This window comes from Thermoprotei archaeon (assembly GCA_038881895.1).
In the GTDB taxonomy this organism is placed as follows: domain Archaea; phylum Thermoproteota; class Thermoprotei; order Gearchaeales; family WAQG01; genus JAVZOV01.
In genome coordinates this window covers 301,989-326,394 of sequence record JAVZOV010000003.1, presented here as the reverse complement: position 1 = coordinate 326,394, position 24,406 = coordinate 301,989, and the positions used below count along the sequence as shown (strand labels likewise).

The window sequence follows — 24,406 nt, the reverse complement described above, 5'->3', positions numbered from 1 at the left end:
TATATTTTTGGTTGTTTTTGTGTTGATGTTCTTTTTTATTAATTTGATGATTTCACTTCACTTTTTTGATGAAGAAAAACTGGCTTCTATGACGTTAACACTCATTCATCTAATGTTTGTGCAATTTTAATTTAATTTGTTATTTGTTAAAGGTTTTAATGTGGTTCCTGGTGTTTGTTCACCGTCTCGTAATATTGTGTTGAAGGTTCTTATTCTACGTGAACAAATTTATTTATTTTTCGTCATGTTTTCTGTTAGTTTTTGCTTATAAGTGTTAGTCTGATTATGAGTGCGTAATGTTTAAAAGTGCATAATAGATATATATGAGTTAGTTGTCTTGTGAGGTTGGTGACCTCCATGGAAATCAATTAACCGCTACCGTTTTGCGTGGGGCTGATGTCTTAGTTAAAGCAGTTCGTGAATTAAACGTTAAGCACGTTTTCGGGATTCAGGGCGGAAGTATAATGATAATATATGATGCCTTCTATAATGTTGATGACGTAAAGCTGTTTACTTTCAAGCATGAGCAGGGTGCAATTCATGCTGCAGATGCTTATGCAAGGGTGTTAAAGAGACCTGGTGTTGTGATGGTTACTAGTGGTCCTGGTGCGACTAATTTGGTGACTGGGTTGGCTAATGCGTACATGGATAGTTCTCCGATGATTGCGATTACTGGTCAAGTGTCTTCTGCGATGCTCGGTAGGGATGGTTTTCAGGAGACTGATATTATGGGCGTTACGTTTCCTATAACGAAGTTTAATTACATGGTAAGGAGTCCTAATGAATTACCTTCAGCTTTTCGTGTTGCGTATAAAGTTGCTGTGAGTGGTAGGCCGGGTCCGGTTTTGATTGATGTTCCTAAGGATGTTCAAGCTGCTACTTATACTAGGGATGAGGATGTCAGTGTGAAGTTAAGGTTGAGTAAGTTTGTTTTACTTAGGCCGAATTCGTATGACATTAAAAAGGCTGTTGAGCTTCTTTTAGGTTCTAAGAGACCTGTCATACTTGTTGGTGGTGGTGTGTATTGGAGTGGCGCGTGGAGTGAGGTGATTAGGATTGCTGAGGTGTTGATGGCGCCTATTGTATCTACTTTACCTGGTAAGAATTGCGTGCCTAATAATCATGTGCTTTATGTGGGTCCTGCTGGTATGCATGGGAGGCTTGAGGCTGATGCAGCTCTTGCTAATGCTGATGTAGTCTTGGCACTTGGCACTCGGTTTAGTGATAGGACTGTGGGTAGGTTTAATGAGATGAATGAGAAGAAAGTCATACATATTGATATTGATTCTAGTGAAATTAATAAGAATGTTAAATCGGCTGTCGGTATAGTTTCTGATGTAAAGGTGGCCTTGAATGAAATGATGAAGGTTCTTCCGAATGTTGTAAAGAAAAATGAAAAGTTCCTGAACTGGTTATTCTCGATAAGGAAATCTTACGAGAATGCTTTGGAGGTGTTAAGCAATGAATTAAAGTTTGCTCCATGGAAGGTTCTTAAAACTATTAGGGGCTCTATGCCGGCAGATAGTATAACTGTAACTGGTGTAGGGAGTCATCAGATGTGGTGTGAGCTTCATTGGGATGTATATGTTCCAGGGACTTTCATAACTAGTGCAGGGCTTGGGACGATGGGTTTTGGGTTACCTGCAGCTTTGGGTGCAAAAATAGCTGTGAGGGATAGGCCAGTGTTGTTGATTGATGGTGATGGCTCATTTCAGATGACGATGAATAATCTGTCCTTGATTAGAGATTATAATCTACCGATAATAATGGTGATTTTTGATAATAGGGCTTTAATGTTAGTAAAGCAGTGGCAGATGTACATGTATTCTAAGAGGATAGTGGAGACTGAGTTTTCTCAGAGACCGGATTTCATTAAATTGGCTGATGCATACGATATTGAGGGTTATAAGCCTAATAATTATGATGATATAGAAAGGATAGCAAAATGGGCTGTGAGAAATAATGAGCCTGTATTGATTGATGTTCCTATTGATAGAGAGAAAGATATCGTGCTTCCATGGATTAAACCTGGTGATTGGCTTACTAATGCTATACCTCCTGATGGGATGAAAGTTGATCTTGTCTGGAGGGAGTGATGATGAAGAAGGTAATAGTCCTGCAAGCTACTATAGGTGTTGATTCCGTGGGTAGAATTATTAATGTTGTACGGAGGAGTAAGGTGAGTTTACAAGAGATCATGATAAGGTTTAGGGATGATTGTGTGATGATGCATGTTAAACTTAATGGTTCGGAGGATGAAATCGATTGGTTGTCTAAAAAGTTATTTAGGCTTGTGGATGTTGACAAGATGGAGGTGATTGAGGGTGTCTAAAGTTTATACTGACGAGAGCGTTTCATTAGATGTTCTCAAGAATAAGACTATCGGTGTCATAGGTTATGGTAGTCAAGGAAGGGCGCAAGCGCTCAATTTAAGGGATAGTGACCTTAATGTCATAATCGGTTTGAGGAAGGGTAAGTCGTGGAGTGAGGCTGCTAAAGACGGTTTTATGGTGTATGAAATTGATGAGGCTGCTAAAAGATCTGATGTACTTTTAATGTTGATACCTGATATGGTTCAGCAAAGTGTGTGGAGTGAATATGTTTCCCCGCATGTAAGACCTGGAACTGTAATAGATTTTGCTCATGGATTTAATGTGAGGTTTGGTTTGATTAAACTGCCTGACTTTGTAGATGTGGTGATGGTTGCTCCTAAGGGACCTGGAAAGTTGGTTAGGGATGAGTATGTTAGAGGACGTGGTGTTCCTGCTCTCGTAGCGGTGCACCAGAATTATAGCGGTGTTGCTATGGAGTATGCTCTGGCGATTGCTAAAGGAATAGGTGCTACACGGATGGGTGTTTTAGAAACTACTTTTGCTGAGGAGACCGAAACAGATCTAATAGGTGAGCAGACTGTGCTTGTGGGTGGTCTTATCGAGCTTTTAAAGAAGGGGTTTGAGGTTTTAGTAGAGTTAGGTTATCAACCTGAAGTAGCCTATTTTGAAGCTATAAATGAGGCTAAGTTGATAATGGATTTAATATGGGAAAAAGGATTTACAGGAATGCTGATGAATGTTTCTGAGACGGCTAGGTTTGGAGGTTTAACAGTTGGGTCTCAGGTTATCGATGATCATGTTAAGGAGAACATGAAAAAAGCTGCAGAGAAGGTTAGGAATAATGAGTTTGCACGATTATGGGTTAAAGAATATAAGGAAGGAATGTCCACGCTTACCCAGCTTATTAAGGAAATCGAAAAACATCAAGTGGAAGTAACAGGCAAGTACATTAGATCACTTGCGAGTGGAAGGGATTAGTATGCGCAGTTCTACGGTAACTCAAGGTGTAGAGAGAGCTCCTCATAGGGCTTTATTAAGAGCTGTTGGATTCACTGAGAATGATTTTAATAAACCAATCATCGGTATTGCAAATTCTTACAGTGAATTTGTTCCTGGTCATTTGAATCTAAGAAATCTTGTTAATGCTATTAAAGAGGGAGTCAGGGAGGCTGGTGGGGTACCGTTAGAATTTAACACCATTGCTGTTGACGATGGCATCGCTATGGGTCATGAGGGGATGAAATATTCATTAGTGAGTAGGGAAATAATTGCGGACAGTGTTGAAATAATGGCTCAAGCTCACCAGGTGGATGGGTTAGTTTTGATGGCGAGTTGTGATAAAATAGTGCCCGGCATGATAATGGCGGCTGTTCGATTAAACATTCCATCAATCTTTCTCAATGGTGGTCCAATGGAACCAGGTTATTATAAAGGAAAACCGATTGCATTAGGTAATGTTTTTGAAGCTGTAGGTGCATACTTAAAAGGTAGTATAACTGTTGAAGAGCTTTATGAGATAGAAAGAAACGCTTGTCCTGGTCCAGGAAGCTGTGCTGGATTATATACGGCTAATACGATGTCGATATTATCTGAGGTGTTAGGTTTATCAATGCCTGGTACATCAACAATACCCGCAGTAAATGCACATAGGATCAGAGCTGCTAAGGATTCTGGCAAATTAATAGTAAAGTTAGTAAGAGAGAACCTTCTCCCTCGTAATCTAATAACACGTGAATCATTACTTAACGCTATCGCTGTAGATTTAGCCATGGGGGGATCAACGAACGCCGTGTTGCATTTGCTCGCTATTGCGAGGGAGGCTGGTGTAAGCTTAACTCTCGATGATTTTGATAGTATGAGTTCTAAAGTGCCTTACATAGCTGATTTGGCCCCTGGAGGAAAGTATTACGTGATTAACTTTCACGCAGTGGGTGGGGTGCCGGTGTTGATGAAAGAGCTGTCAAAGGTTGGTGTTATTAATCCTGATGCGTTAACAATATTAGGTGTTACTTGGAAGGAGATCATAGCAAGTGCTCCTAATCCGGATAATGTAATAATAAGGTCTGTGGAGAAGGCTTTATCATCTCGTGGCGCGCTGATGGTGTTAAAGGGGAATCTTGCGCCGAATGGTTCTGTTGTAAAGATTGCAGGAGTTTCTGTTAAAAAATTTGAGGGTAATGCTAGACCCTTCAATAGCGAAGAGGAAGCCCTTAAGTATATTGAAAGGGATGAGGTTAGGCCTGGCGATGTAGTAGTTATTAGGTATGTAGGTCCTGCTGGCGCACCAGGTATGCCCGAAATGCTTCAGGTGACTTCTGCGTTGGTTGGTTTAGGTTTAGGGGAGAGTGTAGCGTTGGTTACTGACGGTAGGTTTAGTGGTGCGACGAGGGGTATTATGGTTGGGCACGTGTCTCCAGAGGCTGCTGTTGGTGGTCCTATTGCTGTCGTAGAATATGATGATAAAATTTACATAGATGTTGAATCTAAAAAAATAATGTTAAAAGTTGATGAAAAAGAGTTAAAATACAGGATAGAGAGTTGGACACCTCCTAAAAGGGAGTTTAAGGGAGTATTAAGGAGATATTCTATGTTAGTAAGTGATGCAAGCGAGGGTGCAGTTCTAAAATATATTAGTTTCATTTAAATTCTCGTTTTGTGATTTGCTATACGTTTATAAGATAATATCTTAATTAACTCTGATAAATGCTGCGAATATGTTTATTTGTAGAAAGGTTATTTTTATTTGGGAAGGGGTTGAGTAGTGGAGGGCACGACTGAAAAACTTGATGAATATAAATTGGAAAGGCTAGTGAAGGAGCTAAAGAGGAAGAGTGGGCGGGGCACTGAACTTGTGTCGCTTTATATACCTGCTGGTAGGCAGATCTCTGACATTACAACGTTGCTTAGGGAGGAGTATTCTACGGCATCAAATATTAAGGATAGGACTACGAGGCATCATGTTCTTGAGGCGCTTACTACTATAATGCAGCGTTTGAAGCTTTTTAGGGTTGCTCCTTCTAATGGTCTTATTGTTTTTTGTGGGTATGTTGCGGGTGATAAGCCTGGTGACGAGGTTTTGGAGGTGCACTTATTAGAACCACCAAAACCATTAAGTCAATATCTGTATAGGTGTGATTCCAGGTTTCATGTTGAAATATTAGAGAGAATGTTAGAGAAGGGTCATGTGTATGGATTGGTTGCTATGGATAAGGAGGAGGCCACTTTTGCTATCGTGATGGGTGGTGATATTGAAATATTAGAATCTATCACGTCTGGTGTTCCGGGTAAGCACAAGTCTGGTGGGCAATCCGCTAGAAGGTTTGAGCGCATAATAGAGGTTCTTACTAATGAGTTCTTCCATAGGGTTGGGGAACGCATGAAAAGATATTTCGTTGATGAAAACCAGGTTGAAGGTGTGTTGATTGGTGGACCGGGGCCCACGAAAAATGATTTTTTGGATGGGGAATATATACCCTATGAGTTAAAAAACAGAATCTTAGGTGTTGTTGATATAGGGTATACTGATGAGAGTGGTATTAGAGAGCTCATCGAGAAGGGTAAGGAGTATATTAAGGAATCTGAACTTGTTAAAGAGCGAGAGGTTGTTAAAACTGTGCTAGATCTTGTATCAAACAATCCTGAAAAGGTTGCAATAGGGATAAAGGAGGTCATGAAGAACCTTGAAAATGGTAATGTGAAGGAGTTGGTTATGTCGAAAGAAAACGTTTTTATTAAGATTTCTTACACATGTAATAACTGTGGTCATTCAGGTTTCTCAATCATTGACGCTAACGATGTTTACCTCTTCAAGCTTAATCTTAAATGTGAATCCTGTGGCTCACCAAACATTAGTGTTACTGAGAATGATGTAACTGATGATATTATACTTAATGCCAAGAACCAAGGAGCCACAATACACATGATATCTGGAGGTTTAGATGAGGCCGCAATGCTAAGGAATGCTTTTGGAGGTATTGCCGCGATTCTGAGGTGAGAGTAATGGTTCTTGTTGTAAAACTAGGTGGTCACCTCTTAAATAAGGACAACACGTTATGTGTGCAGGAATATGTTGACATTCTTTATAATCTAATGCAGAGTGAGCCTACACACCTTGTTATAGGTGGAGGACCCATAGCTAGGTTATACATTCAAGAGGGACGAAAAGTAGGCTTAACAGAGGCTCATCTTGATCAATTAGCAATCGAAGTTACATGGCTAAACGCCTTACTATTTCAATATGCTCTCTCAATGAAAGGCGTTCACTCAAAACTAACAAAAACTTTTTCGGAAATGATCGATGCTGTTAATGATAATAGAATAATAATTGCTGGTGGTCTAATGCCTGGCCAATCAACTACAGCTGTCGCTACGCTCCTCTCAGAACTCACAAGATCAAGATTACTTATTTATGCAACAGATGTTGATGGAATATACACAAAAGATCCCAAAAAACACAGCGATGCAGAATTATTGAAATCAGTAACAATAGATGACCTGATACGTATCATGGAAGAAGAGAGAGCTGAGGCAGGGACATACAAGCTTTTCGATCCACCATCACTAAAAATCATAAAAAGAAGCAAGCTAACGGTCAGAGTAGTAAACGGCACAGAACCAGAAAACATTACAAGGGCTGCTAAAGGAGAAGACATTGGAACCGTTATAATATCAAGATAAATCATGATCACATCCAACATAAATAGTTGTCTGCAGATTTTCTCTTTCTTCCATAGGCTCTATTTCAAGCTTAAATCATGAGGATGTTTTCTCATTAAGAACGTTGTATAGCTCTTTTCTGCCTAAAATGTAAATCATGTCTTCTTCTCCCATTCTTGGTAGTTCATCTTTCTCCATTTTCCCTAAACAGTTTAGGCCCACAACTTCCCGAACAAGTTTGCCTTTAATCAAGTGCAAAATTGGGGCGTCCACACACCTTCAGCTTTAAGGTTTCTTTCTTCATCATCATGAGAATTCATGTATATCTAAGGGTTTAACTTAGAGAGCAAAACTATGCGCCTACTATTTTTAATGTTAGTTTTTCACCTTTGTGGTTGTATATTACGACGCATTTACCGTTTTGGTTTGGTAAGGAAATGCCACAATCATCAGTATGCTTCCCCAGAAATTGTTCAAGTCTACAGGTGAAGGCACTAAATTTCCAGAAGGATGCGAGTGCACTGTTCCAATGATGGAAAAGTCTATGGGGAGCATGTGGGTTGGAATGTTTGCGAATTCACGCCTGTAAGTGGCAAGCGGGTTCTGAGTTAAGTAGGAATATATAGTGAATTGTTGCTTTTATTCCTACTTAACCCTTCCCCCTCAATTATTTCATTGGGGGCTCTTTGGGTGAACCCTTCTCCCCGCATCTGAAGGTTCAACACCGCTACAACGTCCCTATCCATCGTTAACCCGCATTCCTCGCACTTCATTATCCTGCCCAGATAGGAAGCCATGCTTCCTGAGCAGACCGGGCAGGTTTTAGATGAGTTAGCTGGGTTAACGTATTTCACTGGTAAGTTAAGCCATTTCAGCTTGTATTCGAGCATGAGTTGGAATGTCCTTGCGCTCCACTTTGAGAGCTTTCGGTTCGCGTCTTTTGAGCCGTTAAGAATTCGTCTCTTTATACCTTTCAGGTTTTCAAGTATTGCTCCGCAGTTCCTCTCCTTGAACTCCCCCGCAATCTGCGTGGTTAGTTTGTGCATGAAGTCTTTAGCCCTATTCTTCTCACGTCTAGAGTACTTCTCTAATAGTCTCTTTGAGGTTAGAGGCTTAATCTTAGATAACTTTTGTATCCTCTGTCTTTTAACCTCATAAACTCTGTGAATATGGTAGAGCTCTCTTAAGTCATAGCGCTTGACCTCGCCACCTATGAACGCCGTCACGTTCGTTAAGTTAACATCGAAGGAAGCCCATTTTTCCGCCTTCGGCTCAACCCTCTTCTTAACCGTAATTATCAGCTCACTTTCAGTCATAAGTAGCCCACCGACTTTATCAAAGTCTTTTGGAATCCACGAACACTCACTCAAGTCAACCTCAAGATACCGCTTGTTCGGTTCAATGCTTACCCTCAGTATGCCGTTTCTGAAGCTGAAAAGCGTGCTCTTAATATAGACTGTCCTCTTAGTTATCTTAGGAGGTTCCTTCGCCCTCCCCCTATTGTAGAGCGTTATCCAGCCCTTAACCAATCCGATGACAGAGTTTATTGCTGAATCAACGTAGTGCTTTGAGTATTTCCACTCCCGTAGCAATTCATCCCTAAGCTCTCTCCTATCCTCTCTATCGAATTCGAGGTGAGCCTTCTCGGAAATTTTAACGTGTGAGAATATCGCGTCTAAAGCCTTCCGCTTAACTTTGAAGTATTCCTCGATTAAATCCTTCGGAGCTTCTACCGGGACCCTGTAGCTCTTAACTGCTTCCATAACCTTTCAACCTCGCTCTCGGGATATCTCAGCTTACCAGTTGGGAGCCTAACTGCCCTAATAATGCCTTTCCTTTGCCACTCCCAGAGAGTCTTAACTGAGATACCGAACTTCTTAGCAACATCCTTTGGTCTAAGCAGTTCTTCGTAATCTCCAGACATCGTTAAGAACAAAGTAATCAACCTCTATTTAAACCTGTCTGCCTCGAAACTGCTGACAACGGCGGAACAACCAGCTCACATATTTTAATCAAGTTTTCACCTCTTTTTCCTCGAAGGAGGAAAATGGTTTCCCTGGGATGAAGCATCTTTGCGTGGCTTAAAATGGCTTCAAGCAATTTTTGGCTTATTGAGACTACTATGTTTGCGTTCATGTAGATCCCTTTTCATGACGTTATTTTTATTGCCATTCTTAAAGTTTTTAAGTACGTGTTCGTATCGAATACTTAAAGGTGGCAGGATGTGGATTTTGCTGTTCAAGTTAACCGCCTTGTGAAAGTGTATAATGGAAAAGTTAGGGCTTTGGATGGTGTGGATTTGACGGTTGAGGCTGGAAAGTCATTTGCACTGTTGGGGCCAAATGGCGCTGGAAAAACCACGCTTATGCGCATTTTGACAACGCAGATTAAGCCTACAGCTGGAGAAGCGTATGTCTTCGGGCTAGATGTTGTACGTCAAGGCGGCAAAGTTAGAAGGCTTGTAAGCTATGTTCCTCAGGAGACGAGCGTTTGGACGGACATTAGCGGTTATGAAAACCTTTTGATTTATTCCAAAATTTTCGGCTTGCCTGTCAGTGAAAGAGGGAAAATAATTGATGAAGTTTTAGAGCATATGGATTTAACTAGCGTGAAGAATGATTTGGTTCGGACGTATTCTGGCGGGATGATGAGAAGGCTTGAAATAGCCTGTGCCATGCTTATTAAGCCGAAAATAATGTTCTTGGACGAGCCAACCATTGGTTTGGATCCAGCCGCGCGAAAAGTTGTTTGGGAAAGACTTGGCGTTTTCAAGAAGGAGTATGGTGTAACCATATTTTTTAATACGCATTATATGGATGAGGCTGACTTGTACGCGGATGACATAGCCATAATCAACCAAGGAAAGATAGTGGCAAGAGGCACCAGCGAAGAGTTAAAGCATTCTTTGGGCGGTGAAATTGTTGCATTTACACTTGAAAAGACCGTCCTTAAACCCGAGTTGGTTCAGGACTTTCGCAAATTAGGTTTCGTAAAAGATGTTTTTGTTGAAGATGGAAGTTTAAGCGTGTTTGTTGACGATGCCGAATCCACATTGCCCAGTCTAATGAATATTTTTAAAGGTGAGGGCATATCCGTGGGGAAAGTTTCTATAACTAAGCCAACTTTGGATGACGTTTTCCTTAAATATGTTGGGACAAGGCTTGAGGAAAAGGGCAGAATTAGCGATGTTACGCATATGCGCGATATGATTAGGAAGGGGTAAAACATGATGGAAGACTTCAAAAACATACTTGTTATGATTGAGCTGGAATTGAGGAGACTGCACCATGACAGAACGGAAATCTACTCTAGGGCTGTTCAGCCGATTCTTTGGATGGCTATTTATGGCCCAGTCATGAGCAGTGTTAGGGCTATACCAACAGGCGGAGTGCCATACACGGATTTCATAACTCCAGGCATCATGATTCAAACAACAACTTTCGTCAGTATACTCTATGGGTTGATGATGGTTTGGGAGCGGGACTCCGGCATCTTGAAGAAGTTGCTTGTCACGCCTGCTTCAAGGTATTCCATGGTGATAGGAAGATCTATGGCTTCAGGCGTGAGGGCCCTGTTCCAAGCCCTAATAATTCTTCCCATAGCGCTTATAATTGGCGTGAAGTTTATACCCAACCCAGCCTACTTCATCCTAGCCTTCGCAATAATCTTCTTTGCCTCAGGCGGATTCGCAGCCATATCCATACTTGTGGCCTCCTTCATGAAAACCAGAGAAAGGTTTATGGGCATAGGCCAAGCCATAATCATGCCCCTATTCTTCGCAAGCAATGCCCTATACCCCATCCAAATGATGCCCCCAATCCTAAGGGAATTTTCAGCGTTTAATCCGCTAAGCTACGTTGTCGACGCGGTGAGAGGCCTACTAATCACGGGAGACGTTTCAAACCTCCTACTGGATTTAGCAGCGATAGCAATCTTTGACGCCATAATGTTCATCATAGCATCAATAAGCTTTAGAAGAATAATAGAATAAAAATGGTTCCTTCAAAATTGATGGAGAATTGAAACGTGAAATGGAGATGTGTTTAAATTTGGTAAACTTTCCTCTCTTCAAAAATGAAAGGCTGAAAACATGAGCATAACATCCAGCGGAACCTATGAAAATGTTCAAGCAAATTTCGAGCAAATAACCTCCACAGTCACATCAATTCTCCAAGTTGAGGAGTTATTGCTGGAGCGGGGCATCCCTACATATTACCTCAAGCAGCATCAAGGAACTAAAAAGGCATTCCTTAACCTTCTCAAAAAGCTGGAAGAAACCAATTTTATGGCAGTGATGCGAAGAGTTGATAACCGCATAGTTTTAAAGGTTAATCCGAGACCCCCCTGTTAAAAGAAGCAGCGCCTCAATAAATTTGCTTCTATTCTTGGCGACCGTTGGAACAACTTTTGCTGCGGGATATTTTCTTTCAGAAGGTTTAACTGATTCCGTTGTGGGCGGAGTAACATTTACTTTTGCGATTATGGCCATCATCGGAGTCCACGAGATGGGCCACAGGCTAGCTGCAACGAGAAGAGGGGTAAAAGGTTCATTATTCTGCTAGCCGTCTTCCACTGTTGATGACTGCCGCGGTAGCAAGCACATATATTTCAGAGACTCAGGGAATCGCGTCACTTGGCTATACAGATCATACCAGCCCCAAGGGAGTGTGAAGTGTGACCTAACTCATTTATGAACTATGATTAGAACCTTGTCGTCTTTCAGGCCATATTTGGCGTGTTTTTTGTGCCCTGGAAAGTGAATGCTAACCCACTTGTATTCCATGCCAAGCTTTCTTATGAATTCTGGAAGTTCTTTTAGGTCGTATGGAATATGTTTGTAGTAAACCATGTATATTATTCTAGAAGATTTTTCTATAAATAATTTTCTATACACATAACAGTAAAGCATATATGCACTACTCCATATACAATAAATGGAGGAAAAACAGATGAGAGGTAGGACTGAAGAGGAACGTTTGGTAGGTGCTCTTGGGGGAGCTGGAGGCACATTAGTTCTTGGGCCTCTGCTGAGCTATTTTATTGTTCCTGAGACGCGGAACCTTCGGCTGCTTTTAATTTTTGAGACCATTGGCATTTTCTTAATTGCTATGGCAGCTGTTGTGCACCTACGAAAAAGAAAGAGAAAAGATCGCTGAAAATCCTGCTGCTGCTCTACACAGAAACAGTGTTTTTACATCTTTTTGATCTAACTTTAGCCTTCTAACAATAAACGAAGAGATTCCTCCACCTAACAAAAGACTTGGCCCCTCTAATCCAGCACTTCCGCCGAAACCTATAGTTATTGCAGAAGCCAAAGTTTTACCTATGGTATCTCTCAAGCTAACAAAGCCGTTTTTGAAATGGTATCTTTCAATTACAAGTTCTGTTCCGCAACCGTACTCTTTGTTTTCCGCATGGATCTATAGAGCTTTAATAGTTCTTATCATAGCTTGTCCCAGCGCCATCGTAATAGCGACACCGGTCACAATTCTAATCGGACTGACACGAGCGATGTGAAGTGGTGTCTTAGTGAAGGGAGGAATATATCTAGAAGAGGTCTCTATAAATTGAACTTGATGGTAAAAGAATGTTGAAAGTGTTTATTCAAACTACGTTAAATAATCTTATATTTCCTCTAGTTTTAGCCCTATCAACTTTCAGATATTCTAATCTAATCAATAATGTAATTGGTAAATGTCCTATCTGACTTTGGATTTAGTCATGCTCTTTTGCTTCTTTCTTATAGACTTCGTAAAATTCGCTTGATGTTATGCTAGGATTTTTCTTTACAATTTCATAAATAAGCTTATAATGAACTCCGAGCTTTTCCAAAAGATACTTTCTCTTGATGTCCTTAACTTCCTCGTATCCCCTTTCCACATCATCCAAACCAATTTTATTCTTGTTCGCCTTCTCAGCAACATATGCTGAGTTTCTTAATGTTTGAATCGCAATCCTAGCGTCTCCGCAAGCTAAATCAGCTATTCTCTCAAGGACTTCCTTAGACCAAGCGTTTGGATATAGAGCCTTACAATCAACTATCCTATGCTTAAGAATGATCATTAACTCTTCATTAGAGTATGGAAGAAAGCTTATCGAGTTGAAGTTAAGTCTCGGATCAACCCTCGGATCTAGGTTAAGCAAACACTTTCTAGCGTTCGATATACATTTAGCATGAAAAATATAATAGATCTCAACAAGGAAAGAAAATCTAGAGAAATTGTAAAGGAGTTAGTCTTCTATTGCATTCAAGCAAAACCAAAAAGAATTTCACTCAAGTTAGATTGGAAAGATAAGCGTTCATTCCTCATAATTAAAGGAGATAACTTAGACAAAACAACTGAGTGTTCTGGAACTATAGACTTCACTTCATTTGCTCACGGAGTACTTGAAGCCTACAGAGAAGCTTATGGTGATTTAGAAGTGATTCCAATAAGTTTCAGGGAGGAAATTTACCGAAACGATAAGGTTGCATTAGACCTTTACCCTACAGGAAGCGCAGGAATTTTCGATATTTTCATTGAGTACAAGGATGAAGGAAATAAAGGGATCTTCCATTTATAGTGACTAAACAAAAAATAAAAGGGGAAAGTAAGGTTTAATCTCTGTAAAGTGCTTCTATGCCGCCAAGGTCTTGGCTTTGAGGGAGGGCTTGCTAAAGCTTAGCGCAGCTTCCTAGCCGGGCAAAGGTTCGCCAGCTACCAAATGTTATAAGAATGATTAATGGAAAACTTGAGGGGTTGGGTAAATTATTAAAGAAGCTTCTGGCAAGAAATCATCCTCTTTTAAATGCTAAGGTAATTAATCCATCTAAGCAAAGTGGAGAAAGTTTACCTTCAGATCCCTCTCTAACACATAACTTTTTTACATCACATTTTGGACATATCTCCTTTCTTATCTTATTGATTTCAAGGTTAAGCAATCCTCTGTCTCTTAAAATCTCATAGACAAACTTTAGATACTTCCCTTCGGCTATTCTGGGTACTTCATATTTAGCCCCTTCCAACCCCTTTTTCATGGTCCAATATTCATAGAGTCTTTTTGAACCTTTAGATGAGTTGCACTCTTGACAAACCCAAATGATATTCTTCTCATCATCAGGGCCATTGAAACAACGAGGCAATAAATGGTCAATTGTTAAATTAGCTCTTCTACCACAAAAAATACACTCATCCGTCTTCTCCCTCTCTTTAACATATTCTCTAATTTCATTCCAAAACATCTCTCCCTCTTGTAATTGTTTGAACTTTTTCATGACAAAACCCCAATTTCTTTTACCAAATCCCGCGGACTCCGCAATAATTTTTGCATATTGCCAAAAAATTAAGTCTCTAACTGTTTTAACAGCAGGTGGTGGCATTTCTCACACCCTTCTCACATAGACCAAAAATCCCATGTACTCTTTTTCGAGGAACTCTTTATTTAACTTGTAAACTCTCTCGCCTATAATTGAGAGCCTAGATATCATGAATAACCAAATATAATTTACAGGCTGAGGATTAAATAATTTTCGTTTCAGAATTAACGGAATTTTATGCATCGGTAAACGTCATTATCTCGCTTCGACTCTTTTTCTTAGGTTGTAAAATGGTTAAGTATTCGAGCAAGGAAGCCTTGAACGAATTGAAATATCTCGAACCTCTCATCATGGCTAGGGCTGAGAACCTTTTGAAAAATAAGGATTCTAGATCCGTTGCTGAGCTTTTAATTTCCATAGACAATGAAATTTATCAAACTGAAAGAGAGGCAAAAAGACTTAGGCTCATGGGCAAACTGGACTACGATGTTTACCGCACTTTGATGGATGGCTACGTTGAGCTTCAGACAGATCATAGAGCTTTCTGAGAAGCACGGTCTTGAGAGGGACGTGAAGAATGCGTATTCCTTCTTAAGAATAGAGGCGAGCATGGCTAATAGGAAGGTTAGAGCATGATAGGCTTAGAGCAAGTATGTATAAGTGGCTCTCAGATACTGAGCACTCTTATCTTCTCTACTGTTCACCTAAGGGCTTCATGGAGTTTGAAGTGAATGATGAGTTCGACGAGAAGCATGCTAAATTGCTCATGGATAAGTGGAGTTCGCCTATGTGGGATTGGGAGTGTAAGTTATGCATATATAACTCGCTATGCCCAAATAAAGGTAGTTCTCAGTGAAATGAGTTTAAGGAAGTAACTTTGCATCCTTCAAGCAAATTAATAACGAGATTGTCAAGAGCTACTAGCTTTATTTTTCCTCCTTACTGGTATCCTGAGCCTTTTTTGTTAGGCATAGAACTACGAAATCTGGTATCAAAGTAAGATGGATGAGTTTCCTATGACTTTAGAACTGATTTGATATATTCCACAATATCTCTACCTCTTGCTGGATTTAAAGAAACAGTTTGACCTTTTTTATGCAACAAGATGTACCCTTCTCTAACCAATTCTTCTATGCAATTCCTGACCCTTTTACCATCCTTTCTTATTTGCTTACTAAGCCAGTTGACGAGTGTATCAATAGGAAGATATTTTGCACCCCAACAATGTTTTCTAAGGAGTCTATTCATTATGTCAGCTTTGATTTCAGCATCGCTTATCTCCCTCTCAGGCATAAGTTCACTTATAATACCTTTAGAAGTCAAAGTATATATACTTGATTTTTTAATTAAACTTTAGATAGATATGCCAGAAGAACTGTATACGAAGAAAGAGTACCAGTCACTCTTACTGAAGACGCTTGGGGCTTCTCCAAAGCTGAGGATAATAGACTTTTTCCTAGATAACCCGCTCTTCGACTTCACAAAGAAGGAAGTGATAGAGGCTTTGGGAATGAGCAAGCAGACCTTTTATAAACACTTTCCGGACATAGAAAAGTACGGAGTAGTTAAGGCTTCAAGAAAGATAGGCAAAGCGACCCTATACAAGATCAACTTGGAAAGCCCGCTCGTGAAAATGCTGAGGGAATATGAGATGCAGATTTCGTTGCAAATAGCTGAAAAGGAAGCCGAAAAGATAAAGATAGCCACAAAATAAAGCATTATTATTGAACTCGTCTGAAAACTCCTTAGTCGCTCTTGAGGCTTTAGTAGGTTAAGATGACTGGTCAATCGAGTATTGGGAGTTTTCAGATGAATTCTATTGCTAAATCTAGGATCAGAAAATTACTGAAGTTAAAGCCAATGTGGGATTGGGAGTGCAAGTTATACGTGTATGAGTCTGTTTACTCTCTAGTTACGTAGTTATCACACTCATAAGTTTGAGTGAATCTATTTTTTGTCCTTTTAAGCAGATCATTTTTGGCCCGCTCATAGTGTGGATAGATTCTTCTTACTATCTCCCAGAATTTTTTAGTGTGTCTTCTTACAACTAGGTGAGCGAGCTCGTGAGCGATCACGTATTTTAAAATGTACTTGGGATATCTTTTCGCTTGGATGTTGATATAGATCCTATTTCCCTTTAGTAAGGCGAGTGTATCCATGTTTGCAACTTCGATTTTGAGGTTGCCATAAATCTCTATTCCATTTTTATCTAAAAGCTCTTTGAGTATGCTTTCCAATTTCTCTTGAAATTCTTCTGTGGTTTTATTCATACTCATCCTCCAAGTTCATGAATATCTTCTCCACAATCTCGTCTAGCTTCTCAACAAGTCCAAAGTTCCTTATGATACCCTCCCTTACTATCCTCTTTATCTCCTTCCTCAATTTCTTCTTCAAAAAGCCCTCTTTACTGAGCAGATCTCTTTCCATAAGTTCTTGAATGGTTTCCTTTGATACTCTTTGAACTCTCTCTGCATCTGAGAAGTATCTCCTTAGCACATCAAATATTGGGAAGATTTCTTTAAACCTCTCTTTCTCTTCTTCCCTCATTTTAAGTCTTTCTTGCAGCAACCTTATCCTTTCAATAACATCTTTTGTCAGCTTCTTCTCTTCTCTCATCTCTTCAACTATTCTCTCGACTTCTTCTCTCAGGCTAACATAAAAATCTGAACTAAAACCTTCAATCCTTTTCATGGTTTCCCCTAGAACCCTTAGGGCATTCCTCGGCCTTCCCTCAGTTTTAAGCTTTGAAAGCTCTTCAACGATATCTACTTTACCAATCTTCTCTATTTCCTCGATGCCAACGGTTTTTTGGATGAGCTCATACGTCTTCTTAGCCATCCTTTCTATCTCTATAAGCCTCATCCCTATTCTCCTATACCTGTTTAGAGCTATTGAAATACAGATTACCCACTTGTAAAATTCCAAATGCTTAAATGTAGCCTCGCTAGGAGAAAGCAATTCATATAATATCCTCAATTTTTTAGCCTTCTCATCGAACTCTTTCTCTCTTCCATTTAAAACTAAGACTTCAACGGCTTTATCGATGTCTTCCAATCCTTTTATTTCAACACCCTCTAACATCTCTTTAATTCCGTTTACACATTTTTCGAAATCCTCCTCGGAAGCCTTCACATCTCTTATTATGAGCAAAGCTTCGTTAATAAAGTCGCTCTCAAATTGCTGCAACGCCTTTTCTAGGCTTTTGGCTATGCCTACATAGTCAACGATTAAGCCGTATTCCTTCACATCTTTGTAAGGCCTATTGGTTCTAGCTATAGCTTGTAACAGCCTATGCTCTTTTAATGGCTTATATAAGAACAAAGTCCATAATCTCTTGGCATCAAAGCCAGTTAGGAGCATATCGCTGACTATTAGGATCTTCGGGAGATCTCGATCCTTGAACCAATCCCTTATATCCCTATTTATCTTATCAAAATCAGAGTGTCCAAACCTCTTTACTAATTCATTTTTATAATCTTCAATGATCTGTGACCTCTCTCTTGCTTGGTACGTCATGACAATTTCTGAATATTTTGGATCAAGATGTTTGTCAAGCTCTCTTTTGATTAAAACACAGCTTTCCCTATCAACCGTGGCGATCATAGCCTTAAGGCCTGTCTTTTCAACTTTTGCCTTAAAGTACTCAGCTATGTCCCTGCAGATCTTTTCAATTCTCTCAGGACTTTTGAGGAGCGCGATCCTCGGCCTAACTTTCCTTCTCCATAATTTTCTCTCTTCTAACGTTAATTCCTCGATAACTTCTTCCTCATATTCTGAAAGCTCCTCTATTTCCTCCTCTTTTAAGTGAAGCTCCGGCAGCCTAGCTTCATACCTTATTGGTATTGTGAAGCCATCCTTAATGGAGTTTAACATGCCGTAACGATGCAGATAAAGCTCGCCTTTAGGAGAGAACTTTTGAAAAGTGTTCCTCTCAGGCTTTGTTAAAGGCGTACCTGTGAAACCGAAAATTGTGGCATTCTTGAATATACCTCTCATGACGTTTGCTAAGATTCCGTATTGGCTTCTGTGGCTTTCATCCGTAAAGATTACAATATTTTCCCTCTCAAGATTTATCTCCCCCTCATCATGAAGTTTCTTGAGCTTTTCGGGCTGAAACTTTTGAATCAAGCAAGCGAATATCCCCCTTTTTCCCTCCCTTTCCCTTCCTCCCCATTTCAGCACATTAACCAATTCTCTTACGTTCTCTATCTTTTCTATCTCTATGCCTAAAGGTCTGAATTCCTCGTCCACGATTTGCGTTTGCAAATCTTTTCTATCAACTACAATAAATATGGTCGGTACTCCAAGCTTTGGGTTTCTGAGAAGCTTCCAAGAGGCGAAAGCCATGGTTAAAGTTTTGCCAGAGCCTTGCCAGTGCCAAGTTAATCCGAGCTTCTTCTCTTTCTCTTCAACTGCTCTCTTAACTATTAGGTTCGTTGCTTCAAACTGCATATACCAAGCCATAACCTTCTGATAAACGTCTTTATACCTCTTGATGAAGATGAAGTTCTCAATTAGATCGAGAAGGTTTCTCTTAGAGAGCAAACCAAAGATGGTCGAATCCAAGTATGGAAATGTTTTAAGAGGCTTGACTTCCTCTTCTTTAAACGGGTAGAAGCTTTTCCAGACGCCCTTCTCTTTTTCTAAGAGGTCATCATAATTTTCAGCGTAGTAGTTTGGGAAGTGCTTTGTTTCATAACCATCTGAAACGATGCAAAACTGTATGTACTTGAAGATGCTTGGGATTACTTTTTCATACTCTAAAATTTGTTTATATGCATCATACCAAGTCGTTCCCTTCTCTTCCTCTAAGAATGGGTTCTTGGTTTCTATTGCCACCAAAGGAATACCGTTAACAAAGAGACATAAGTCAAAGCGTCTCCTCCTATCCTCCTCTTCAACCTCAAACTCTTTAACTGCAAAGAAGTCATTGTTGTTGATGTTTTCAAAGTCAAAGAGGTAAATCTGCTTCGGTATTTCTTTGCCGTTTATTCTAATTTTAAATGGAATTCCATTCTTAGCGAAGTCTAAAAAGTTCTTTATTCCTTCAATCGTATTGGGTAAGAGGGAAAGAATCGAAAATATATCCTTCTTTTCATCACCGCTTAAACTTACGTTGTTTATCTTTTCTATCGTTTTAAATAACCTTTCCTTTATGATAACCTCTTCAAGAGAATCTCTTTCACCTTTTACACCTTTACCCCATTCAACAACCTCCCATCCTAGATCTTCTTTAAGCCTTCTTCCGATGTAATTTTGGAGGGTTCTCTCAGCTAGCATTCTGTTAACCTTCCTGAAAGATAATGACTTTATTTTCGATGCTTTTCGTTAGGTATTTGACAAGGTTAATTGTTAAAGATAGAATCATCTCTGTAGTAGTTCGTGGTGCTGGACCTGGATGAGGGCCCCCGTAGTGTAAGAAATCCCTAAGACTAATTATTAATCTCTTTAACTTATCAGGAAACTTGCTCGATTCTTCACCTGCAAGTATGTTTGGTAGAAATTCCTTCTCTAACACTTCAAGCGAATTTCTTATGGCGGTTCTAGACCCTTCGATATCGTTCTCTTCAAGTCTAAACCATGAATCCCATAAATAGCTACATACCTTATTGAGAATTGGTTGCTCTAAATGTAGTAAAAGCAGATCCATATCAATATTTGAAAGAGTTTCCACGACTTTTTGAGCTTCATAACCTATTGCCTTAACTTCGAAGGGTAAAAGTGGTTCATTATCATACCTAATAAGAATTATCACCATCTTATAGTTCCTTCCTATATTAAGCGAGGATACTATGTTTTGAGGTAAGCATAAATGTTTCACCCAACCATAATAGCCTTGGTAATGTTCACCTGTTTTCGCGAGAAGTTTCCTAAATAGTTTAAATCTCTTTACAAGTTTGCCCTGTTCATTTCTAAGTTCTATAAAATATAGTTCTACTTCTTTATCTTTTTCAAGATGAGGGAAAATTTCACGTAATTCATGTAAACTAATGTAATAACCAATACTCGTATCAAAATCTATGTTAGGAAACATTATGAGAGGCATCAACTCACCTTAACCCTAATTTTTCCAGTAAGAAGCAAATCCATCAATCCTCGCTTGATTCTTTCCAACTTTGCTTTTTCATTTCTTTCAAGTCCAAGTTTTTTATCAACTGTAGAAAGGATCTTAGCGATTTTCTCTTGTTCTTGATAAGAGGGTAGTGGAACATTTATGTTACTAAAAGTTGACATGGATATCTCTTTGTATGTGCTTCCCCCTGCCAAATTTTCGAAATAATTTCTTAGTTTCTGAAGAAAATAATAGAAGAAAGTAGTATCAGCGTTTGTATCTTTTTTAGGTATCAGCGAAATTATTCCTTGGTTTATCGCTACCTTAACCTTATTTATTGCTAAATATCCAATGGTAGCTCTCGAAGTGAAAAGCAACGAGTTCTCGGGAACCAGTTTAAGTCCTTTTGATTTTAAACCCTTCTCTGTGATGAAGTTTTCAGTAGCCTTAAGATGTATCTCATTTGAATCACTAACTTTGGTTACATCAGTAGGCGTTACAAATGGAATTATACCATCCCAATACTCTTTAATCTTCGTGGAAGGTGTTGTTCCCTTATATAAATCGAAAAGCTTGCATATTCTAACAACTTCCCACTCTCTTGGAATCTTTCCAATCTCAGTATCCTTAAACTCCTTATGCCCTATCCCCTTTGTTAAAAGCTCCTGCATCAAGCCCTTCTTCAAGCGCTCAGTCTTAGCTATGATTTCGTTAGTTTTTTGAATAGCTTCATCAACGGTTGAGAGAATTTCTGCAATTTTTTGCTGCTCTGGGAGAGATGGAAGAGGGATGAAGGTAGCTCTTAATTCACCTCTTCTAAAGTGTTTCATTGTTGAGCCATGAACTCTTCTTTTGAGTTGCTCAATTGCAAGAAATAAAGTATAGTATAAAAAGAGTTTATCAACTAGTGGTCCTGGAATGACTTTAAAGATATGTTGATTTAAAACTGCTTTGCCGCGATTCCAAACGTATACTCCAATACTTGCAGACCATGAGAATAAAAGATCACCATTTTCCACTTTATATATCTCACCTATCTCACCATCAAAATAGTTGAACTCTGTATTCGGATCATTGAGGTTTTGTATCCTTATTATCGGAACTCCTCGAGTCTTCCAATCTTTTGGGCTAAATGCATAACCATTTATGTATCTAGCAACATCTATAGCTCGTGCTATTTTCCAATTTTTCGGAATTTTTCCAATTGGAGTTTCTTTAAAATCAGTCTCTTTGTAAAACATCATTTAACCACTCACCACTTTTATTATTTCAGAAATGTATTGTTCTAGCTTCTTTCCAACCTCCTCCCTTTCCCTTTCCAATTCTTTCAGTTCTGAAAACTCCTTAGATATATCCATCTTTTCAGCCTCCTCAACGGGCATGACGTAGAGCGTAACATTGAGGTTGTAATCATTGCCTACGATCTCGCTCTTATCAACAACCCTTGAGAAGCCAGGTATGCTAGTGAGCCTTCTATAAGCTTCCACTATTTTCTCTATGTTTTCTTTTGAAAGTGAATTTAACCTTCTGACCGAAGGATGAGGTATGTATTCGTTTGAGGCATTTACGAAGAGTATCTTGTCTCTCCTTTCGTAAGGCTTGTTTTTATTGAAGATTATAATGGCTCCAGGAGCTCCAGTGTTATAGAATAACTTTTCTGGTGTAAGAATAACGCATTCAATCCAATCTTTCTCTACGACCTTGCTTCTAATCGTTTTTTCAGCTCCACCTCTGAATAAACATCCATTATCTACTACAAGCCCAATCCTTCCGTTTTCCTTAGCTGAAGCTAACATGTGCTGAACCCATGCCCAATCGGCTGTGTTGTTTGGGGGGTAGTCAAAATATCTTTCTTTGAAATCAGCTTTCTTTAGCGTCTCCTCTCCATACCCATCTTGATTCCATGGAACATTAGCAATAACGACATCGAATTGTTTTAGTCTTCCTCCTTCAGTAAACCTGGGATATAATAAGCTATCTCCGAACTCAATGAAAGCATCTGTGATTCCGTGAGCTATAAGGTTCAGCCTGCAAAGCCCGTAAATGTCTGAGTTGTACTCTTGACCGTAAAGTAGGAGCTTCTCCTCTTTCCCGTATTTTTCCCTCACGTATTTATGGGAAACTATTAGCATCCCACCCGAACCACAGGCGGGATCATAAACGCTTTCCCCAGGCTTCGGATCTAAAATTTCAACCAAGAGTTGAATGACTTCCCTCGGGGTGTAGACTTCTCCCTCTTTCGCTTGTGTGGGAGCGAATCTGTAAAGGATGTGCTCATAGGCATCTCCTACAATATCGCTTGAAACATACTTATTGCTGAAGTTATACTGGTTGAAAAGTTCGATCAACTGCATCAATTTTACCCTATGCTCTTGCGTGGTGAAACCCAGAAAGCTAAACTTATCTATAACCCCTTTGAGCTCCGGGTTCAATTCGGCTATCTTAATTAGAGCATTTGAGAGATTTTCAGGCAACTTTTTAATATCCTTAGTTATTTCATCCCACAATAGTTCCCTCCTCAAATTAAAAGTATGATACACCTCATTCTCGGCCTCTTTTTCAGCAGATTTCTCATCTAAGTAATTCATCAATTCTTGCTTCTTCTCTTCGAACTCCTCCCTCCAGGTATCACTTATTCTCTTCAAAAAAAGTAAAACCAGGATGAACTTATAATCGGTTGCCGTTCTTATTATATCTGCTGCCTTATCGACTAGAGCATTCAATTCTTCGCGTGTAACTACTTTATTAAATAATTTCATCTGAACCATTAAATTACCCTCACATTTCCCTTAAATTTGTAGGCTTATAAGTTTTAACAGTATCGCTAACAATTATGTTTACAATATCTCCTTTCCATTTCCTTTCGATCTCCCTTGCAGTCTTTCTACAATTCGAGCATTTCTCCGATAGTAGGATAATTCCTTCCTCCACTCTCCTCCAAGTTGTCTTGCTTCCAGCAGCGCTCCGACTTCTCTTAGCAGCCTTGTAGCTCGGTCTATAAATCACCTCAAGTGTTTCCTTATCGCGGAATGGACATGGATAGATTAACTTTTGATGAGGCAACATATGAATCTAATTTTGAGTTCAGATAATCTATGTTGGTTTTAATCCAAACTTCCTTTCAAGCCACTCGAATCTTCCCTTAAAATCGCAAAACTCTTTGACGTTTTTAACGTCCAACAGAGTTACTTTGTCCTTAAGCTCGTGAAGCTCACCCAAGAATTTTGACTGAGCCTCTTTAAGCTGGTCTTCTGTTGAAACTAGAAATATTTGAGATTCCCATAAATCGTAAGCGTGCTTAAGCCTCAGTAGAGCTGCCTCTAAGCTTCCTTTTACCTGGACTTCAAACACGCACTTCGGACCTATTCTGGGAGGTTTATGCCATACAACATCGAACTCATATCCCTCATGCCTCCACTTCTTCTTAGGCTTATACCCTATGAGTTCTCCTAACGCGTAGATGGCGTCAACTATTTCGTCGTGTTGAGGTAGCTCTAACGGCTTAGATGGAGGTTTAACAGGGGGTTTAAGGTAAATTTGTTGCAAATACTCTATAACTTTCTGACTTTTTTCATCACGTATCTTCATAAATCCTGCTACAGCCTTCAAATTATATCCTGTTAACTCGTTGAGTTCAGAGAGAGGGAGGTCTACCTCTCTTACATCCTCCAGGAAAAAGAGGTAGGGCCAAGTTTTGCCGTCAACATCCCTTCCCCAAACGCTTTCCGCCAAGTGACTGCCAACTTCCACTTGTTCAGATTCTTTAGCAAAAGGATACTTGAAAGATACTCTGCCAGCGTAGATGAACTTTCCAGCATGATAAAGTAATACGTAATCCCCTTCATCAATAGAAGTCCAGCGAGCGCGAAGCGATTCCTTCAATGCCCACAGCTTAATGGGGTTAGCACCATAAAATTTGAGGATCTTCTCCTTAAGCAAAGGGTCTCTAATGTCTAATTCATCAATATTCACGCCATCTGCAATACTTCTTTTAATGTTCTTAAACAAACCAGGCGCAAGAAACACCTTCATTTCAGTCACCTAAACTAATAATAACGATTATCATTT

At 39.6% G+C, this 24,406-nt stretch carries 26 protein-coding genes; 13 read left to right on the top strand and 13 right to left on the bottom strand.

What is annotated here, in order from left to right; translation table 11 throughout:
• The first annotated feature begins 383 nt into the window (after window positions 1–383).
• From ilvB to pyrH, 6 genes are all read left to right on the top strand, one after another.
• Window positions 384–2,096: a biosynthetic-type acetolactate synthase large subunit gene (ilvB, locus tag QW128_07130; protein ID MEM3833344.1), complete on the top strand. Its 1,713-nt coding sequence runs from the start codon at window positions 384–386 to the stop codon at window positions 2,094–2,096.
• Window positions 2,097–2,098: 2 nt separating this feature from the next.
• Complete coding sequence (locus tag QW128_07125; GenBank protein ID MEM3833343.1) at window positions 2,099–2,332, top strand: ACT domain-containing protein; 234 nt, start codon at window positions 2,099–2,101, stop codon at window positions 2,330–2,332.
• Window positions 2,325–3,311 (top strand): ketol-acid reductoisomerase, encoded by a 987-nt coding sequence (gene ilvC, locus QW128_07120; protein ID MEM3833342.1) that lies wholly within the window; start codon window positions 2,325–2,327, stop codon window positions 3,309–3,311. Before QW128_07125 ends, ilvC begins: the two co-directional genes overlap by 8 nt.
• A 1-nt stretch (window position 3,312) precedes the next feature.
• The gene (gene ilvD / locus QW128_07115) at window positions 3,313–4,977 is read left to right on the top strand and encodes a dihydroxy-acid dehydratase (GenBank protein ID MEM3833341.1); all 1,665 of its coding nucleotides are present in this window, start codon (window positions 3,313–3,315) and stop codon (window positions 4,975–4,977) included.
• Between the two features lie 117 nt (window positions 4,978–5,094).
• Complete coding sequence (gene prf1 / locus QW128_07110) at window positions 5,095–6,327, top strand: peptide chain release factor aRF-1 (protein MEM3833340.1); 1,233 nt, start codon at window positions 5,095–5,097, stop codon at window positions 6,325–6,327.
• 5 nt (window positions 6,328–6,332) lie between these two features.
• Window positions 6,333–7,010 carry a UMP kinase gene (pyrH, locus tag QW128_07105; GenBank protein MEM3833339.1) on the top strand — a complete coding sequence of 226 codons (678 nt, stop codon included), beginning with the start codon at window positions 6,333–6,335 and terminating at the stop codon, window positions 7,008–7,010.
• 587 nt (window positions 7,011–7,597) lie between these two features.
• Here pyrH and QW128_07100 read toward each other — a convergent pair.
• Both QW128_07100 and QW128_07095 read right to left on the bottom strand, forming a co-directional pair.
• Window positions 7,598–8,752 carry a transposase gene (locus tag QW128_07100; protein MEM3833338.1) on the bottom strand — a complete coding sequence of 385 codons (1,155 nt, stop codon included), beginning with the start codon at window positions 8,750–8,752 and terminating at the stop codon, window positions 7,598–7,600.
• Entirely contained in the window at window positions 8,719–8,913 is a 195-nt protein-coding gene (locus QW128_07095; GenBank protein MEM3833337.1) for a helix-turn-helix domain-containing protein, read from the bottom strand. Before QW128_07095 ends, QW128_07100 begins: the two co-directional genes overlap by 34 nt.
• A gap of 300 nt (window positions 8,914–9,213) precedes the next feature.
• On the opposite strand from QW128_07095, the gene QW128_07090 reads away from it, so the two are divergent.
• The 3 genes from QW128_07090 (at window position 9,214) to QW128_07080 (ending at window position 11,340) form a co-directional block, all read left to right on the top strand.
• Window positions 9,214–10,212: an ATP-binding cassette domain-containing protein gene (locus tag QW128_07090; protein ID MEM3833336.1), complete on the top strand. Its 999-nt coding sequence runs from the start codon at window positions 9,214–9,216 to the stop codon at window positions 10,210–10,212.
• Between the two features lie 3 nt (window positions 10,213–10,215).
• Window positions 10,216–10,980 (top strand): ABC transporter permease, encoded by a 765-nt coding sequence (locus tag QW128_07085; protein MEM3833335.1) that lies wholly within the window; start codon window positions 10,216–10,218, stop codon window positions 10,978–10,980.
• A 99-nt stretch (window positions 10,981–11,079) separates the two neighbouring features.
• Window positions 11,080–11,340: a hypothetical protein gene (locus QW128_07080; protein MEM3833334.1), complete on the top strand. Its 261-nt coding sequence runs from the start codon at window positions 11,080–11,082 to the stop codon at window positions 11,338–11,340.
• Window positions 11,341–11,673: 333 nt separating this feature from the next.
• On the opposite strand, the gene QW128_07075 is transcribed toward QW128_07080, so the two are convergent.
• Complete coding sequence (locus QW128_07075) at window positions 11,674–11,838, bottom strand: hypothetical protein (protein MEM3833333.1); 165 nt, start codon at window positions 11,836–11,838, stop codon at window positions 11,674–11,676.
• An 85-nt stretch (window positions 11,839–11,923) separates the two neighbouring features.
• Here QW128_07075 and QW128_07070 point away from each other — a divergent pair, with 85 nt between their 5' ends.
• Window positions 11,924–12,145: a hypothetical protein gene (locus QW128_07070; GenBank protein MEM3833332.1), complete on the top strand. Its 222-nt coding sequence runs from the start codon at window positions 11,924–11,926 to the stop codon at window positions 12,143–12,145.
• Between the two features lie 559 nt (window positions 12,146–12,704).
• On the opposite strand, the gene QW128_07065 is transcribed toward QW128_07070, so the two are convergent.
• Window positions 12,705–13,133 (bottom strand): hypothetical protein, encoded by a 429-nt coding sequence (locus tag QW128_07065; protein ID MEM3833331.1) that lies wholly within the window; start codon window positions 13,131–13,133, stop codon window positions 12,705–12,707.
• 30 nt (window positions 13,134–13,163) lie between these two features.
• On the opposite strand from QW128_07065, the gene QW128_07060 reads away from it, so the two are divergent.
• Window positions 13,164–13,553, top strand: coding sequence for a hypothetical protein (locus QW128_07060; GenBank protein MEM3833330.1), 390 nt, complete (start codon window positions 13,164–13,166; stop codon window positions 13,551–13,553).
• Window positions 13,554–13,764: 211 nt separating this feature from the next.
• On the opposite strand, the gene QW128_07055 is transcribed toward QW128_07060, so the two are convergent.
• Complete coding sequence (locus tag QW128_07055) at window positions 13,765–14,244, bottom strand: HNH endonuclease (protein ID MEM3833329.1); 480 nt, start codon at window positions 14,242–14,244, stop codon at window positions 13,765–13,767.
• A gap of 332 nt (window positions 14,245–14,576) precedes the next feature.
• Between QW128_07055 and QW128_07050 the strand changes: the two genes are divergently transcribed.
• The gene (locus QW128_07050) at window positions 14,577–14,834 is read left to right on the top strand and encodes a hypothetical protein (GenBank protein MEM3833328.1); all 258 of its coding nucleotides are present in this window, start codon (window positions 14,577–14,579) and stop codon (window positions 14,832–14,834) included.
• A 466-nt stretch (window positions 14,835–15,300) separates the two neighbouring features.
• On the opposite strand, the gene QW128_07045 is transcribed toward QW128_07050, so the two are convergent.
• Window positions 15,301–15,609, bottom strand: a complete 309-nt coding sequence (locus tag QW128_07045) for a hypothetical protein (protein MEM3833327.1) — start codon at window positions 15,607–15,609, stop codon at window positions 15,301–15,303.
• Window positions 15,610–15,649: 40 nt separating this feature from the next.
• Here QW128_07045 and QW128_07040 point away from each other — a divergent pair, with 40 nt between their 5' ends.
• A complete protein-coding gene (locus tag QW128_07040) occupies window positions 15,650–16,000 on the top strand; it encodes a winged helix-turn-helix domain-containing protein (protein ID MEM3833326.1) in 351 nt (116 codons plus the stop codon).
• 187 nt (window positions 16,001–16,187) lie between these two features.
• Here QW128_07040 and QW128_07035 read toward each other — a convergent pair whose 3' ends face one another.
• Genes QW128_07035 through QW128_07005 form a run of 7 tightly spaced genes read right to left on the bottom strand, consistent with a single transcriptional unit; the run spans window position 16,188 to window position 24,379 of the window.
• A complete protein-coding gene (locus tag QW128_07035) occupies window positions 16,188–16,556 on the bottom strand; it encodes a M48 family metallopeptidase (GenBank protein ID MEM3833325.1) in 369 nt (122 codons plus the stop codon).
• Window positions 16,549–19,566, bottom strand: a complete 3,018-nt coding sequence (locus QW128_07030) for an HsdR family type I site-specific deoxyribonuclease (GenBank protein ID MEM3833324.1) — start codon at window positions 19,564–19,566, stop codon at window positions 16,549–16,551. The genes QW128_07035 and QW128_07030 overlap by 8 nt, the downstream gene beginning before the upstream one ends.
• Window positions 19,567–19,570: 4 nt before the next feature.
• Window positions 19,571–20,332, bottom strand: a complete 762-nt coding sequence (locus tag QW128_07025; protein ID MEM3833323.1) for a hypothetical protein — start codon at window positions 20,330–20,332, stop codon at window positions 19,571–19,573.
• The gene (locus QW128_07020; protein MEM3833322.1) at window positions 20,332–21,582 is read right to left on the bottom strand and encodes a restriction endonuclease subunit S; all 1,251 of its coding nucleotides are present in this window, start codon (window positions 21,580–21,582) and stop codon (window positions 20,332–20,334) included. The genes QW128_07025 and QW128_07020 overlap by 1 nt, the downstream gene beginning before the upstream one ends.
• Window positions 21,583–23,106, bottom strand: a complete 1,524-nt coding sequence (locus QW128_07015) for an N-6 DNA methylase (GenBank protein MEM3833321.1) — start codon at window positions 23,104–23,106, stop codon at window positions 21,583–21,585.
• Between the two features lie 10 nt (window positions 23,107–23,116).
• Window positions 23,117–23,404 (bottom strand): hypothetical protein, encoded by a 288-nt coding sequence (locus QW128_07010; GenBank protein ID MEM3833320.1) that lies wholly within the window; start codon window positions 23,402–23,404, stop codon window positions 23,117–23,119.
• A 27-nt stretch (window positions 23,405–23,431) separates the two neighbouring features.
• The gene (locus QW128_07005; protein ID MEM3833319.1) at window positions 23,432–24,379 is read right to left on the bottom strand and encodes a hypothetical protein; all 948 of its coding nucleotides are present in this window, start codon (window positions 24,377–24,379) and stop codon (window positions 23,432–23,434) included.
• Window positions 24,380–24,406: the final 27 nt, after the last annotated feature.

What these genes read in the sequence shown, in the direction of transcription:
- QW128_07070 (MEM3833332.1), top strand. Translation starts at nt 11,924, where the DNA reads ATGGAGGAAAAACAGATGAGAGGTAGGACTGAAGAGGAACGTTTGGTA.
- QW128_07035 (MEM3833325.1), bottom strand. Translation starts at nt 16,556, where the DNA reads ATGAATAAAACCACAGAAGAATTTCAAGAGAAATTGGAAAGCATACTC.
- QW128_07125 (MEM3833343.1), top strand. Translation starts at nt 2,099, where the DNA reads ATGAAGAAGGTAATAGTCCTGCAAGCTACTATAGGTGTTGATTCCGTG.
- QW128_07020 (MEM3833322.1), bottom strand. Translation starts at nt 21,582, where the DNA reads ATGATGTTTTACAAAGAGACTGATTTTAAAGAAACTCCAATTGGAAAA.
- QW128_07095 (MEM3833337.1), bottom strand. Translation starts at nt 8,913, where the DNA reads ATGTCTGGAGATTACGAAGAACTGCTTAGACCAAAGGATGTTGCTAAG.
- QW128_07080 (MEM3833334.1), top strand. Translation starts at nt 11,080, where the DNA reads ATGAGCATAACATCCAGCGGAACCTATGAAAATGTTCAAGCAAATTTC.
- QW128_07030 (MEM3833324.1), bottom strand. Translation starts at nt 19,566, where the DNA reads ATGCTAGCTGAGAGAACCCTCCAAAATTACATCGGAAGAAGGCTTAAA.
- QW128_07060 (MEM3833330.1), top strand. Translation starts at nt 13,164, where the DNA reads ATGAAAAATATAATAGATCTCAACAAGGAAAGAAAATCTAGAGAAATT.
- QW128_07010 (MEM3833320.1), bottom strand. Translation starts at nt 23,404, where the DNA reads ATGTTGCCTCATCAAAAGTTAATCTATCCATGTCCATTCCGCGATAAG.
- QW128_07050 (MEM3833328.1), top strand. Translation starts at nt 14,577, where the DNA reads ATGGTTAAGTATTCGAGCAAGGAAGCCTTGAACGAATTGAAATATCTC.
- QW128_07075 (MEM3833333.1), bottom strand. Translation starts at nt 11,838, where the DNA reads ATGGTTTACTACAAACATATTCCATACGACCTAAAAGAACTTCCAGAA.
- QW128_07015 (MEM3833321.1), bottom strand. Translation starts at nt 23,106, where the DNA reads ATGGTTCAGATGAAATTATTTAATAAAGTAGTTACACGCGAAGAATTG.
- ilvD (MEM3833341.1), top strand. Translation starts at nt 3,313, where the DNA reads ATGCGCAGTTCTACGGTAACTCAAGGTGTAGAGAGAGCTCCTCATAGG.
- QW128_07085 (MEM3833335.1), top strand. Translation starts at nt 10,216, where the DNA reads ATGATGGAAGACTTCAAAAACATACTTGTTATGATTGAGCTGGAATTG.
- QW128_07040 (MEM3833326.1), top strand. Translation starts at nt 15,650, where the DNA reads ATGCCAGAAGAACTGTATACGAAGAAAGAGTACCAGTCACTCTTACTG.
- QW128_07025 (MEM3833323.1), bottom strand. Translation starts at nt 20,332, where the DNA reads ATGCCTCTCATAATGTTTCCTAACATAGATTTTGATACGAGTATTGGT.
- QW128_07100 (MEM3833338.1), bottom strand. Translation starts at nt 8,752, where the DNA reads ATGGAAGCAGTTAAGAGCTACAGGGTCCCGGTAGAAGCTCCGAAGGAT.
- pyrH (MEM3833339.1), top strand. Translation starts at nt 6,333, where the DNA reads ATGGTTCTTGTTGTAAAACTAGGTGGTCACCTCTTAAATAAGGACAAC.
- QW128_07055 (MEM3833329.1), bottom strand. Translation starts at nt 14,244, where the DNA reads ATGAAAAAGTTCAAACAATTACAAGAGGGAGAGATGTTTTGGAATGAA.